13 protein-coding genes are annotated in these 13,525 nt (G+C 71.3%); 7 read left to right on the top strand and 6 right to left on the bottom strand.

Features of this window, described 5'->3' with window-relative positions:
* Nucleotides 1-2: 2 nt before the first annotated feature.
* On the bottom strand, nt 3-980 hold the full coding sequence (locus tag ABZ477_RS08275) for a diacylglycerol kinase family protein (RefSeq protein WP_360130726.1): 978 nt from the start codon (nt 978-980) through the stop codon (nt 3-5).
* 32 nt (nt 981-1,012) lie between these two features.
* Nucleotides 1,013-1,471 carry an Lrp/AsnC family transcriptional regulator gene (locus tag ABZ477_RS08270; RefSeq protein ID WP_360130723.1) on the bottom strand — a complete coding sequence of 153 codons (459 nt, stop codon included), beginning with the start codon at nt 1,469-1,471 and terminating at the stop codon, nt 1,013-1,015.
* Between the two features lie 71 nt (nt 1,472-1,542).
* On the opposite strand from ABZ477_RS08270, the gene ABZ477_RS08265 reads away from it, so the two are divergent.
* Nucleotides 1,543-2,928, top strand: a complete 1,386-nt coding sequence (locus tag ABZ477_RS08265; protein ID WP_360130720.1) for a DUF6421 family protein — start codon at nt 1,543-1,545, stop codon at nt 2,926-2,928.
* Between the two features lie 3 nt (nt 2,929-2,931).
* Here the strand turns inward: ABZ477_RS08265 and ABZ477_RS08260 are convergent, their stop codons facing one another.
* Nucleotides 2,932-4,287, bottom strand: a complete 1,356-nt coding sequence (locus tag ABZ477_RS08260) for an MFS transporter (protein ID WP_360131090.1) — start codon at nt 4,285-4,287, stop codon at nt 2,932-2,934.
* A 119-nt stretch (nt 4,288-4,406) separates the two neighbouring features.
* Here ABZ477_RS08260 and ABZ477_RS08255 point away from each other — a divergent pair, with 119 nt between their 5' ends.
* From ABZ477_RS08255 to ABZ477_RS08245, 3 genes are all read left to right on the top strand, one after another.
* Nucleotides 4,407-5,075, top strand: coding sequence for an SDR family oxidoreductase (locus ABZ477_RS08255; protein ID WP_360130717.1), 669 nt, complete (start codon nt 4,407-4,409; stop codon nt 5,073-5,075).
* Nucleotides 5,076-5,185: 110 nt separating this feature from the next.
* Nucleotides 5,186-6,253 (top strand): low specificity L-threonine aldolase, encoded by a 1,068-nt coding sequence (locus tag ABZ477_RS08250; RefSeq protein WP_360130714.1) that lies wholly within the window; start codon nt 5,186-5,188, stop codon nt 6,251-6,253.
* A 133-nt stretch (nt 6,254-6,386) separates the two neighbouring features.
* Nucleotides 6,387-6,818 carry a CHRD domain-containing protein gene (locus ABZ477_RS08245; protein ID WP_360130711.1) on the top strand — a complete coding sequence of 144 codons (432 nt, stop codon included), beginning with the start codon at nt 6,387-6,389 and terminating at the stop codon, nt 6,816-6,818.
* Nucleotides 6,819-6,885: 67 nt separating this feature from the next.
* Here the strand turns inward: ABZ477_RS08245 and ABZ477_RS08240 are convergent, their stop codons facing one another.
* Together ABZ477_RS08240 and ABZ477_RS08235 are read right to left on the bottom strand one after the other, a co-directional pair.
* Nucleotides 6,886-8,514: a DivIVA domain-containing protein gene (locus ABZ477_RS08240; RefSeq protein ID WP_360130708.1), complete on the bottom strand. Its 1,629-nt coding sequence runs from the start codon at nt 8,512-8,514 to the stop codon at nt 6,886-6,888.
* Nucleotides 8,515-8,766: 252 nt separating this feature from the next.
* A complete protein-coding gene (locus tag ABZ477_RS08235) occupies nt 8,767-9,435 on the bottom strand; it encodes an NUDIX hydrolase family protein (RefSeq protein ID WP_360130705.1) in 669 nt (222 codons plus the stop codon).
* A 53-nt stretch (nt 9,436-9,488) separates the two neighbouring features.
* On the opposite strand from ABZ477_RS08235, the gene ABZ477_RS08230 reads away from it, so the two are divergent.
* The 3 genes from ABZ477_RS08230 to ABZ477_RS08220 all read left to right on the top strand — a co-directional run bounded on the left by ABZ477_RS08230 (nt 9,489) and on the right by ABZ477_RS08220 (nt 12,357).
* A complete protein-coding gene (locus ABZ477_RS08230; RefSeq protein ID WP_360130702.1) occupies nt 9,489-10,160 on the top strand; it encodes an alpha/beta hydrolase-fold protein in 672 nt (223 codons plus the stop codon).
* Between the two features lie 274 nt (nt 10,161-10,434).
* Nucleotides 10,435-12,132 carry an ATP-binding cassette domain-containing protein gene (locus ABZ477_RS08225; RefSeq protein ID WP_360130699.1) on the top strand — a complete coding sequence of 566 codons (1,698 nt, stop codon included), beginning with the start codon at nt 10,435-10,437 and terminating at the stop codon, nt 12,130-12,132.
* Nucleotides 12,133-12,171: 39 nt separating this feature from the next.
* The gene (locus ABZ477_RS08220; protein ID WP_360130696.1) at nt 12,172-12,357 is read left to right on the top strand and encodes a PspC domain-containing protein; all 186 of its coding nucleotides are present in this window, start codon (nt 12,172-12,174) and stop codon (nt 12,355-12,357) included.
* A 7-nt stretch (nt 12,358-12,364) separates the two neighbouring features.
* On the opposite strand, the gene ABZ477_RS08215 is transcribed toward ABZ477_RS08220, so the two are convergent.
* Nucleotides 12,365-13,372 (bottom strand): hypothetical protein, encoded by a 1,008-nt coding sequence (locus ABZ477_RS08215; RefSeq protein ID WP_360130693.1) that lies wholly within the window; start codon nt 13,370-13,372, stop codon nt 12,365-12,367.
* Nucleotides 13,373-13,525: the final 153 nt, after the last annotated feature.

The raw sequence follows: 13,525 nt of genomic DNA, 5'->3' as shown, positions 1-13,525 counted from the left end.
ACTCACGACGCGCCCGCGTGCGGGGCGTAGACCCGGAGAGCGTCGGGCACCGCGCGGACGCGGAGCGTGTAGCCCTCGGCCGGCTGCTCCTCGAGCTCGCCGTCGTGCACGTAGACGGACGGCGTGCCCGGCGCCGGACGCACCTGCAGCTCGATTTCGCGCACCAGGATCTGCTCGACGTCCGTCGGCGGCGGCATGAGCCGCAGACCTCGCAGCGCCGCCGCGGTCATGCGCCCGAACGCGAGCGATGAGAGCGTCCGGGCCCTCGGGCCGCGCGCGTGATGGATCCGGATGTCGAGCACGTCGTCGTCGATCGTCTGTCGCTGCATCGTGGCCACCTGGTCCGGCGCGTTGCGGCCGACGCTCACGAACACCGACCACACGCGGGCCCTCCGGCCGTGGCGCGCGATGACGACGGGCTCGGCCTCGCGCAGCGCGCGCGAGGCGGCGACGACTCCGCCGACCCATTTCCCGAGGTCGTTGATGCGCTCCTCGCGCTCGGCGACGACGTGCGGATAAGTGCCGAGCGACACGACGTTGAGTACCGTCAACGGCTCGGCGTCGTCGGCCGAGACCTCCGCCGCGGCGACGGAGAGGCCGGTCCCGGCGGCGAGGGCGTCGATGGCCGCGTCCACGCCGTCGACGCCCAGTGCGCGCGCGAAGTGGTTGAACGTCCCGCCCGGCAGGACCAGGAGCGGCAGCCCATGCCGCCTCGCGAGATGCGCCATGCGCGCGACCGAGCCGTCGCCGCCCACGACACCCAGCACGTCGGGCGGCGCCGACCCCTCGAGCGCGGCCGCGACGACGTCGTCGAGGGCCTCCCCCTCGGCGAGCTCGTGCACCACCGCCTCCGGCAGTCGCTCGGCGATCAGCGGCGCAGGGTCGGACCGCAGGACGTCCGCGCCCGAGGCGGGATTGCGCACGATCAGCACCCCGACGCCCGCCGGCCGGGGCTCGAGCGCGATCTCGGGGCCTGCCATGGCCTGACAGTATCCGCCGTCACCCGTGCAGGTCAGGCCCTGCGCTCCGCCGGGACGACGGGGCGGTTCTCATAGAACGTCTGCAGCACGACGGTCGTGCGCGTGTTGACGGACGCCGCAGAACGGATGTCGCGGATCAGGCCCTCGAGCTCACGCGGCGAGGCGACGCGCACGAAGAGCATGTAGCTCGCCTCGCCCGCGATCGAATGGCATGCCTCGATCGCCGTGAGGTGCTCGAGGAGCTCGGGAGCGTTGTCGGGCTGGCCGGGATCCAACGGCGTGATCTCGATGAACGCGGCGAGCGGACGGCCGATCGACTCGGCGTCGAGCACGGCGCGATAGCCGACGATGACGCCCTGCGTCTCGAGCCGGCGCACGCGCGCCTGGGTCGCCGAGACCGACAGTCCTGCGACCTCGGCCAGCCGCGCGAGAGTCGCCCTCCCGTCGCGTGCGAGCTCGAGTGTGATGGCCTGGTCGACAGCATCCTCCATGCATGGAAGAATATCGGTACTCGGAGATATCGTCCGTAAATTTTCCTGTTGTCGCCGCATTGGAGCCTCAGATGACCCTCACCCAGTCCCCCGCCACCGCCTCAACGGTCGAGCACACCGCCGCTTGGCTGCGCCTGAAGGATGCCGCGACGGCGCTGCAGTCCCTTCAGGCCCAGGACGGATCCGTGCCTGACCCCGCCGACCACGCCGATGCCCGCATGCATGTCGAGGCGATCGTCGAGGCGATCCGCGAACTCACACCGCTGTTCCCGCACGACGTCGAGTACCTCTCGGCCTCGGTGCACGACTTCGAGCGGTGGGCCTGGGGCGGATTCGGCATCCCGGACTTCCTCGACTCCCTCGTCGCCTTCCAGCCGCAGCAGCACCGCGTCGACGGCATCCGCCACCTCGTCGTCTTCCCGATGTACACGCAGAACGGCTCGCGCGACCGGCACGTCGAGGCCCTCATCGTCGAGGTGATCTGGCCGGAGTTCATCGCCCAGCTGGAGGCCGGCGACTACGGCAACAAGCTCTTCGTCTCGCTGCGGCTCGTCGACTTCACCCCCGGCTACGACACGAACTCGGCGGTCCTGTTCCCCGAGACCGTCGCGATGCGCGAGATCCCCGCCTTCACGTGGGGCGCGATCTTCCAGGACCGCGAAGCGGCCCGTTATCGCCGCGTCGTGCGAGCGGCCTCCGAGATCACGAAGCTCGAGCTGCCCGTCGAGGCCGCCGCGATGCTCGACGACCAGGCGCTCGCCGAGCAGACGTTCGTGATGTGGGACATCATCCACGACCGCACCCACATGCGCGGCGACCTGCCGTTCGACCCCTTCATGATCAAGCAGCGGATGCCGTACTTCCTGTACTCGCTCGAGGAGCTGCGCTGCGACCTCACGGCATTCCGCGAGTGCGTCGCGATCCAGCGCCGCCTCGCGGAGCGGCAGGACGACCTGTCCGCGGCCGAGGCGTCGATGCTCGAGCACGCGCGGCTCGTGCAGTACGCGGTCATCTTCGACAGGATCTTCCGCTTCGCCATCACCGGCTCGCGCGTGCGCAACTACGACGGACTCGGCGGACAGCTGCTCTTCGCGTGGCTGCACCAGCGGGGCGTCCTGCACTGGACCGACACGTCGCTCGCGTTCGACTGGGACGAGGTGCCGGCCGCCGTCGTCGCCCTCGGAGACGCGATCGACGAGCTCTACTGGAAGTCCATCGACCGCCCGAAGACGGCACACTGGCTCGCTGCCTACGAGCTCGTCCGCGGCAGGCTGACTCCCCATCCCGCCTCGGCATGGGCGCGCGGGCTGCCCGACGAGATCCTGGCGGGCGTGCCCAAGGGCTACACGGATGCTGTCCTGGACGACGAGTTCCCGCTGTCGATGTTCTACGAGGCGCTCGAGAAGAAGATGCGGCCCGTCATCGAGTCGACGGCGGGCATCCGCGGGACCGACTGACCCTCAGTCCTTCGGGACTCCCGACGTTTCCTGCGCCGTCGGGGGCGAAGCCGGCGCACCGTCAGGGGCGCCGGCTTCGTATTCGGCCGACAGCGTGCGGTACGCCTTCGTCGTGAAGGCGAGGAGCGCCAGCACGACCATCACGAGCCCCGAGACGAGGAAGACGAGGGCGATGCCGCGCGCCTCGCCTTCGCCGAGGAGCCAGCCCCACGTCTGCTGCCCCTCGTCGGAGTTCATGTACGGGATGATCCAGAACTGCGCGAGCGGTGCGATGACGAACGCCGTGACCGGCGCCGCCGACGCCTCGAACGCCTGCGCGAAGCCGAAGACACGGCCCTGCGTCTCGTAGGGCACGACCTTCTGGATGACCGTCTGCTCGGACGCCTCGACGACCGGGATGAGGCACATGTAGAGCCAGATGCCGAGGGCGTAGAGCCACCACCACTCGCGGATCGTGAAGAGGCTGCCGAGCAGACCCATCACGATGACGAAGAGCAGCATCGTGCGGATCGGGTTGCGCCCGAGGCCGAACTTGGCGATGAGCGCACCGCCGATGATGAAGCCGGTCGCCGTGATGCCCAGGATCACGCCCCACCACTCGACGGGGAACAGCGTCAGGCCGTACGGGTCCATTAGCGCCATGTAGACGCCGCCGATGAGGTTGTTGAGGGTCGAGAACAGGATGAGCGCGAACAGCCCCGACACGGCGGCGACGGCGCGCACGCTCCCCCGCAGGTCGATGAGCGGCATCTTCTCGGCACCCGCGGCCGGCTCGGCCTCGGGGATGCGGATGAAGAGCAGGTGGACGAGTGCCGCCGCCGTCAGGACGAGGGCGATGAAGAGCGTCCAGCCCATGCCGAGGAAGCCGATCGCGAGGCCGCTGAAGATGCTCGTGACCATGAAGGCCATGCCCTGCACGGTCCCGACCAGGCCGTTGGCGTTGGCGTGACGGTCGACCGGGACGAGCAGCGTCACGGTCGTCGACAGCGCGATGCTGCGCAGGTTCTCGACGACCGCGCCGAGCAGGATGATCGCCGAGAACACCCAGAACCACGGTCTGCCGAGGTCGATGAGCGCCGGCTCGCCGAGCGCGACCCAGAGGGCGCCCGCGACGAGGAACGCCGCCATCGTGAAGAGCGCCGAGAAGACCATGACCCGATGCTTGCGGTGCCGGTCGACGACGGTGCCGAACAGCATCCCGAACAGGGCGATGAGCAGCATGTACACGCCGCCGATGACGCCCGTCGCGAGCACCGACTTCGTCTCGAGGTACGCCCAGAACGTCAGCGCGAACCAGAGGAAGCTCGTCGTGATGTTCGCGACCGCCGTGTTGACGAGCACCTGCACGAAGACGCGCATGCCCCCGGGGGGAGCGAGCGTGGGTGGGGTGGGCGCACCCGAAGGATCGGTGTCTTGGGCCACTCTGCGAGGCTAACCGCCCCCTCCGACAAGCGGAACCCGGATGCCAGGATGAATGCATGACGTCCTCGCTGGCCGGCCGCACGATCCTCCTCGCCGGCGGGACGAGCGCGGCGGGAGCCGTCGTGGCCCGCGCGGCGCTCGGCCGCGACGCCCGCGTCGTCGTGGCGGGCCGCGATCCGGCGAAGCTCTCCGCGCTCGCCGCCGACCTCCCCGGCGTCCGCACCGCCGCGTGCGACCTCACCGACGAGGCGGCCGTGCGCGCGCTCGCGGACGAGCTGCACGGCGAGCTGCGGGTCGACGGCATCCTGCACCTCGTCGGCGGGTGGCGCGGCGGCGGGGGGCTCGCGGGCCAGAGCGACGAGGACTTCCGGTTCCTCGAGCGGTCGCTCACGGCGCTGCGGCACGTCACGCGCGCCTTCGACCAGGACCTGCGCGACTCGGATGCCGGCCGCCTCGCGATCGTGTCCTCGACGGCCGTCGATCGCCCCCTCGCGGGCGGCGCCAACTACGCCGCCGTCAAGGCCGCGAGCGAGGCCTGGGCGAGGGCAGTCGCGCAGGGCTTCGCGAAGGCGGCTCGGGATGCCGAGCAGCCGCTGGCGGCGGCATCCGTCGTCTTCCGGGTCAAAGCCCTCGACGGCCTGGAGCAGACGCTCGCGGACGCCTTCCTGGGGCTGTGGGACGCCGACGCGGCCGACGTCAACGACACCGTCGTCACGCTCGGTTGAGCGCGTTTCGTCTCGTCGCTGCGCTCCTCGCTCAACGACCGGAACTGATCGGTCGTTGAGCGAGCGAAGCGAGACGAAACGTCTGAGGCGCAGAACTAGGCTGGATACCCGTGACTCCCCTGCATGACCCCGCCGTCCGCGGCTTCGCGTCCGACAACTACTCCGGCATCCACCCCGAGATCCTCGCGGCCCTCGCGACCGCGAACGAGGGGCATCAGGTCGCGTACGGCGAGGACGCCTACACCGACCGTCTCCAGGAGGTCGTCGGGCAGCACTTCGGCGAGGGCGTCCACGCGTTCCCCGTCTTCAACGGCACGGGCGCCAACGTCACGGCGCTCCAGTCGATGCTGCCCCGCTGGGGTGCGGTCGTCGCCGCCTCGACGGCGCACATCAATGTCGACGAGGGCGGTGCGCCCGAGCGCGTGGCCGGAATCAAGATCCTGAGCATCCCGACCGAGGACGGCAAGCTCACGCCCGAGCTCATCGACCGCGAGGCGTGGGGGTGGGGCGACGAGCACCGCGCGCAGCCGCTCGTCGTGTCGATCACGCAGTCGACCGAGCTCGGCACGCTCTACACGCCCGACGAGATCCGCGCCATCGCCGACCACATCCACCCGCTCGGGATGCGCCTGCACCTCGACGGCGCGCGCATCGCGAACGCCGCGGCATCCCTCGACCTCCCGCTGCGCGCCTTCACGCGCGACGCGGGCGTCGACGTCCTGAGCCTCGGCGGCACGAAGAACGGCGCCATGGTCGGCGAGGCCATCGTCGTGCTCGACGCCGAGGCATCCACGGGCCTGCCGTACCTCCGCAAGTTCAACATGCAGCTCGCGTCGAAGATGCGGTTCGTCTCGGCGCAGCTCGTGGCGCTGCTGGAGGGCGACCTGTGGCTGCGCAACGCGCGCCACTCCAACGCCATGGCGCAGCGCCTGCGCTCGGGTGTCGAGGCGGGGATGGCCGACGGCTCGATCCGCGGCGTCGCGTTCACGCAGCCCACGCAGGCCAACGGCGTCTTCGCGACGCTCCCCGACGGCGTCGCCGACCGGCTGCGCGAGAGCTTCCGCTTCTACGACTGGGATGCTGCGAGGAACGAAGTGCGCTGGATGTGCAGCTTCGACACGCACGAGGACGACGTCGACGCGTTCATCGCCGCGATCGCGCGCGAGACGACGGCCTGACGCTCGGCGGTGCCGTTGGCCCCGCAAGCGGTGAACCAGACGCCCGCGCGTCTCGTGACACCCTTGTAGGCCGCCCGGGTCGGGCGTAGCGTGCGGCTCGGGCGGGCACCCACACAGAGAAGTGAGGCTGCTCATGCACACCACCGTTCGTGCCACGCTCGTCGTCGCCGCCGTCGGCGCACTCCTGGTCGGAACAGGCGTCGCCGCCCAGGCCGCTCCCGCGCTGCCGCTGAATCCGGGCCAGGAGGTCGCCGAGATCGACAGCGGCGCCCACGGCTTCTTCACCTACCAGATCGACGGCGACCAGTTCTGCTGGACCCTCGACGTCCGCAACCTCACGACGCCGGTCGGCGCCGCCCACGTCCACGAGAACGTGCGGAACCAGAACGGCGGCATCGTGATCCACCTCGATGTCGCCGTCGGCGAGACGTCGTTCCACACCGAGGCGTGCGACACGGTGGACGAGGCGCTGCTCACCCGGATCCAGGAGAATCCGCGCGGGTTCTACGTCAACGTCCACACCGCGCAGTACCCCAGCGGCGAGATCCGCGGGCAGCTGAAGTAGGAACACGAACCGCCGGGCGGGGGCGACTGCCCCGACCCGGCGGTGTGCTGCGTCTCGAACGACCGCGTCAGCCCTGGTGCTCGCGCGCGACGTGGTCGCCCTCGTGCGCTTCGTCGCCCTCGTGCGCTTCGTCGCCCTCGTGCTCGCCGACCTGATCGTCCGCGGCGGCCTCGGGGTCCTCGCCCGAAGGCGCCGCCGCCTGCTCGACGAGCTCGGCGAGCTCGGCGTCGACGTCGTCGACCGGTGCGCCCTCGACCGGTGCATCCGGGTCGATCGCGGATGCCTCGTCAGTTGCCCCGAGGAGCGCACCGGCGGTCGTCGCGGCGCCGTCGAGCGTCAGCTCGGGGCGGATGAGCTCCTTGACCTCGGCCATGAAGCTCATGAGCTGGTGCTGCTGCCAGCGGAGCTGACGCGTGCGGTCCTCGGCATCCCGGAGCACGGCCTGCGAGTGGGTGGTGACGGTGTCGATGATCTTCTGCGCCTTGATGCGGGCACGCTCGAGCTGCTCGCGCGAACGCACGTTGGCATCGGCCTCGATCTGCTGCGCCTCGGCGCGCATCAGGCGGTCGAAGTCGTCGGCCTTCGCCGCGACGCGCTGTGCGTGGTCGAGCGATGCGGCGACCTGGTCGTTCGCGTCCTGCGTGATGCGCTCGGCGTGGGCGACGGCCTGGTTGTGCAGCATGAGGAACTCCTGCTGCGCGTCGTCCTGACGACGGGTCAGCGACTCCTCGAACTCGAGGGCGCGCACGCGCAGCTCGCGCACGGCCTCCTCGGCCTCGGCGCGCGACAGCGACGTCTCGCGCGCGACCATCGAGCGCAGCGCCGCGGCGCCCTTCTCGGCCTCGCTGCGGATGGCGGCGGCCTCCTGCTCGGCCTGCGAGATCTTCTCGGCCGCGTGGGCCGCCTCGCGCTCGAGGCGCGCCTGGTGGGCCATGAGCTCGGTCTCGATCTTCAGCCGCGCCTGCTGCGCGTCGTGACCGGCCTCGGCGCGGATCGCCTCGGCCTCGAGCTGGACCTCCTTGCGGCGGTTCTCGATCTCCTCGCGCGAGGCCTCCAGCAGGCGGTCGGCCTGGATGCTGGCATTGCGGATGACGAGGCTCGCCTGCTCCTCGGCGACGCGCAGGATCTCCTCGAACTGAGGACGGCTGCCGGACTCGCCGCCGCCGTCGACGAGCTCGTCGGTGAGGGTCTTGACGCGGCCCTCGGCCTTCGTGGCGCGCGCGGTCGCGGCCGTGAGCTCCGCCTCGAGGCGCTCGATCGCCTGGCGGGTCTCGCCGCCGGCGGCGTCGATCTGCTCCTGGACGTCCTGCTCGGCCTTCGCGGCGCGGGCGTTGGCGGCCGTCAGCTTGGCCTGGAAGCGCTCGAGGTTCTCGCGGTTGCGGGCATCGGCCGCCTTGACCTTCGCCTCGGCCTCCGCCTGGATCTTGTCGACGACCCCGCGGGCCTGCTCGTTCGCCGTCTCGTTGACGCGGCGGTAGCGCTCCTCGAGGAAGGCGATCTCGGCGTGGTCGGCGCGCATGCGGGCCGTGAGGCGCGAGATGGCCGCGTCGACCTCGTCCTTGTCGTAGCCGCGGAACACGGTCGCGAACGACGTCTCGGACGAGGCGGAAGCGGGCGCGGAGCTCCCGAGCAGCTCATCGAACGCGGCCGTCTCTTCGGGCCCGGCGTTCCGGGCGGGAACCTGCTGATCGGACATCTGTGTCTCCGCTTCTGCTTCCTGGTCTGGAGGTTGCGGCGGCACGGGAGCCGTACGGCCCTGCCCATCCGGAGGCACCGCAGGATCGGGTGCAGCGAGGGGCGAGGGACGTCGCGGAGCCGCGACACACCGGGGGGTTTCGGCGCGGATTCGCGCCTCGGGTTGGAGGCATCCTACCTGGCGAAACCGAGACGAATCGCCCGCGTCATCGGGCCGCGCCGAGAGCGCTCCCGCGTGCTCTCCGAGCCGGGCTCAGCGCAGGGCGCCGACGCTCGCGAGCGCGAGGCGCACGAGGGTTCCGCGTCCGCCTTCCATCTCGGCGGCGAGGGAGTCGGATGCCGCCTCCGCGGGCGTCAGCCACGTCACCTCGAGCGCGTCCTGACGAGGCTCGCACGTGCCCGTGACGGGCACGACGAAGGCGAGCGACACAGCGTGCTGGCGGTCGTCGTGGAACGGGCTCACGCCGGGGATCGGGAAGTACTCCGCGACGGTGAACGGGACCGGCTGCGGCGGCAGCAGGGGGAAGGCCATGGGGCCGAGGTCGTTCTCGAGGTGGCGGAACAGCGCGTCGCGGACGGTCTCGCCGTAGCGCACGCGCCCCGACACGATCGAGCGCGTGATCTCGCCGAGCGGCGTCGCGCGCAGGAGGATGCCGACCTCCGTCACGGCGCCGACGCCGTCGGTGCGCACCGGGATCGCCTCGACGTAGAGCATCGGGAGGCGCCGGCGCGCTTCGGCGAGCTCGATGTCGGTGAGCCAGGCCGGATTGGCGGCGTTGCCCGGAGCCGGGGAGCCGAAGGTCCCGTCGCCCACCGGGTGCCCCGTCATGCCGAACGACGCGCCGATCCCCTCGAGCGGATCGCGGGGCGTGCCCTTGTCGTCGCTCTCGTTGGGGTCAGGGTCTGGCGTGCGGACCGGCATGAGTCCTGTATACCCCACACCCCTCGCGGGGTCGGCCTGCGAGGATGGACGGTATGACGGATCCCTCGGCGGAGACACCGCACCTGGACCACGACATCGTCCTGTGGTCGGCGCCCGAGGCCGATCGCGCCGACCGCCCGCTTCTCGTGCTCCTGCACGGATACGGGGCCGACGAGCAGGACCTGTTCGGCCTCGTCCCGTATCTCCCCGCCGGCTTCGTCGTGGCCGCCGTCCGCGCGCCGCTGACGCCGCCCTGGCCCGCTCCGGGCTACTCCTGGTACCCCATCGAGGGGCTCGACGGGCAGAGCCCCCGGCGCACGACGGACGCGGCATCCCGCTTCCTCCACTGGATCGACGCGGTCGCACCGGCGCCGGCACCCGTGGGCCTCTTCGGCTTCTCGCAGGGCGGCGCCGTCGCGCTGCAGGCGATGCGGCTCGAGCCCGAGCGCTTCGCGTTCGCCGTCAACCTCTCGGGGTACGCGACGCCCGGCGACCTCCCCCGTGACGCCGAGCTGCGCGAGCGCAGGCCGCCCGTCTTCTGGGGCCGCGGGACCAACGACGACGTCATCCCGGAGTACCTCGTGGCGCACACGACGGAATGGCTGCCGAGCCACGTCGAACTGAGCGGCCGGGTGTACCAGGGCCTCACCCACAGCGTCTCGGAGCAGGAGCTCGCCGACGTCGTGGTCTTCCTCGGCAAGCAGCTCGAGGCGCTGTCGGGCTGAGCATTCTCAGGACTGGTCCGCTATGCTGGGCCGGTCCTTGTCCCGAGTGTGAGGAAAGACGTTGACGGAGATCGTCGCGACCGCGCTGTGACCACGCGCTGATCCGTCGACCCCTCGGCATGCGGCCTGAGCCGCTTCAAGGACCTTCTCGACGGCGTCTGCGCTCCTGTTCCGCGCTGGCTCCGTCGACTCCGCCGCTTCCGGCTCGGGCATCCGCCTGCGCGCTTCGCGGCCCCTTCGGTGTCAGTGCATCCACGACATCGATGGAGGCCTCATGCCCGCTCACACTCTCACCCCTTCCGTCGTCCTCGACGACGTCACCTTCACCTGGCCCGACGGCACCACCGCCCTGTCGGGCGTCACCGGCGCGTTCGGCACGGGCCGCACGGGCCTCGTCGGCCGCAACGGCTCCGGCAAGTCGACCCTGCTGCGCGTCATCGCGGGCGAGCTCGCCCCCGAGCGCGGGCGGGTGTCCGCGTCGACGGATGCCGCGTACCTGCCGCAGCGCCTCACACTCGACGTCGATCGGCCCGTCGCCGAGCTCCTCGGCGTCGCCGACGCGCTCGCGGCGGTCCGTGCGATCGAGTCGGGCGATCCCGACCCTCGGCACTTCGACGCGGTCGGCTCCGACTGGGACATCGAGGCGCGCGCCCAGGTGGCCCTCGGTGAGGCCGGGCTCGCGCCCGAGATGCTCGACCGGCGCGCCGGCGAGCTCTCCGGCGGCGAGGTGATGCTGACGGCGATCGCCGGCATCCGCCTGCGCGGTGCGCCGATCACGCTGCTGGACGAGCCGACGAACAACCTCGACCGCGAGGCGCGCGCCCGGCTCTACGCCATGGTGCGCGCGTGGCGCGGCGCGCTCGTCGTCGTGAGCCACGACATCGCGCTGCTGGAGCTCATGGACGACACGGCCGAGCTGTACGAGAGCGACCTGTCGGTGTTCGGCGGGCCGTACTCGCAGTGGCGGGCGTGGCTGGATGCCGAGCAGGGCGCCGCCCGGCAGGCCGAGCGCGCGGCCGAGCAGCTCGTCAAGCGCGAGAAGCGCGAGCGCATCGAGGCCGAATCCAAGCTCGCCAAGCGCGCCGCGATGGGGCGCAAGGCGCAGTACGAGAAGCGCGTGCCGCCCATCGTCGCCGGCAACCTCGCGCGCGCCGCCCAGGTCTCGGCGGGCAAGCTCCGTGGCGAGAAGGCCGATCGCGAGGCATCCGCCCGCGCCGCGCTCGACGCCGCCGAGCGCCGCGTGCGCGACGACGACACCGTCCGCATCGACCTGCCCGACCCAGGCGTGCCCGCCGGGCGCCGCATCGCGACGATCAGCGACGGCACGCGCTCGTGGATCGTGCAGGGGCCCGAGCGCGTCGCGCTCATCGGACCCAACGGCGCCGGAAAGACGACGCTGCTCGAGCGGCTCGTCGGGTCGGGCACGGGCCATGGCTCGGGGATGGTTCGCAACTCAGGCTCGTTGGCGGGCGCGGGCGCGGGCGACCGCGGGAATCCGCCTCACGCGGGTGCGCACGGTGGGATCTTCCTGAGTTGCGCACGCGGCCAGGCGCACACCAACCGCATCGGATACCTGCCGCAGCGCGTCGACGGCCTCGACGAGACCGCGTCGGTGCTCGAGAGCGTCGCGGCGGCCGCCCCGGGCGTCTCGACGGTCGAGCTGCGCAATCGGCTCGCGCGGTTCCTCATCCGAGGGGATGCTGCCATCCGGCCGGTCGCGACACTCTCCGGCGGCGAGCGGTTCCGGGTCGCGCTGGCGCGACTGCTCCTGGCAGACCCGCCGCCGCAGCTGCTCGTGCTCGACGAGCCGACGAACAACCTCGACCTCGACACGGTCGATCAGCTCGTCGACGCGCTCTCGGCCTACCGCGGCGCGGTCCTCGTCGTGAGCCACGACGACGCGTTCCTGAGGCGCCTCGGCGTGGGCCTCACGCTCGAGCTCACGCGGGACGGCACCCTCGAGGAGCGCTGAGCTCTTCCGGTGCGGGGTCGATCACGGCAGGATGGGCCCATGGCCGAGCTCGTACGACCCCGCACCGGCCGCATCTTCGGCGGCGTCTGCCTCGCGATCGCGAACCGGTTCGAGATGAGCCCGACGGTCGTGCGCATCCTCATGGTCGGCGCGGTCGTCTTCTTCGGCCTGTCGCTGTGGCTCTACCTGATCCTCTGGCTGCTCATCCCGCTCGAACGCTTCTGAGCGCAGGTCAGAGGTCTGCGACGGCCGAGGCGACGGCGGCGAAGAACGCATCCTCGTCCACGCCGCTCTGCGGCGAGACTTCGGCGCGCAACAGATTCGTGCCGTCCGTGAAGTCCTGGACGATGCCGCCAAGTAACCAGAACTCGCCCGCCGCGAGAGCCGAGACGCCCGTCGTCCCCGATGGCTCGGCCTCCGGCAGGGTCCAGGCCATTCCCGCGTTCGTCTGGATCAGCCCGACCTGCTGGCCGGCTTCGTCGAAGACCGCGCAGAACGCCATGCGCGATGCCTCATCCGCGATGAGCACAGCGGGCATCGGGGGATCGATGTAGGGGCCGTCGTTAGAGACGCCGTCGAGCGGCAACCCGAGTCGTTCGGCGACCCGGGCAGCGAGTCCGGAGCAATCGGGCCGGGGCCACCAGTCCTCCGTCTCGCGCTCCCACGCCGCCCGCTCTTGCGCTTTCGAGGCGACCAGGTCGGCGATCTCGGCTCCGAGCGCATCGGCCGCCTCGCGTGTCATGCCCGCGATCGAGAACGTGCCGCTCACCCACAGGTCGTCCGTCGCCGTCCGCCACGAGCATGCCCACTCCTCGCACCGCTCGAAGTAGTACTCCTCTGATTCGGCGGGGAACTCGACCCCCTCGAGCAGCGTCCTCGGCGCGACCTGGATGCCTCCGCTCAGGTCGTCGGCACTCCACCGGCAGCTGATCCCGCCGATGTTGGCGAGCTGCTCCCACGATCGCTCGTCCTCCGGCTCGATCGCCTCGACCTCGACTTCGAGGATCATCGAGAGTTCCTCCACGCCGAGGAGGGCCGAGCAGTCGCCGTCGGCGAGGAGGGGCGGCCGTTCGCCACCTGGGACGAGAAGCACTTCGGATGGCTGGGAGTCGCCCGACGTCGACTCGAGTGCCGAGGATGCCTCGACGGTCGGCGATGCCTCCGGGCCAGGCGGCGCGCAGGCCGAGAGCGGCACGAGCAGCGCCAATGCCGCGGCTGCGGCGAGGGGAGATCGTCGCACGGTGGTCCTCTTCGTCCTGATCAGGCGAGAGTAGCCCGCCGTCGCGTTCGGTCGCCGATGTCCTCCGCAACGATTCGGCCGCAACGACTGCCGGCCCGACTCCGCGTGCGCGAATCCGGCCGGGATGTCGGGGTTCCGGCGTAGGTGAGCAGG

Origin of the sequence: Microbacterium sp. NPDC019599 (assembly GCF_040632175.1) — a bacterium.
Lineage (GTDB): Bacteria > Actinomycetota > Actinomycetes > Actinomycetales > Microbacteriaceae > Microbacterium.
Note: the sequence above shows the minus strand (reverse complement) of the source record. Positions and strands in the feature narration are given on the sequence as shown.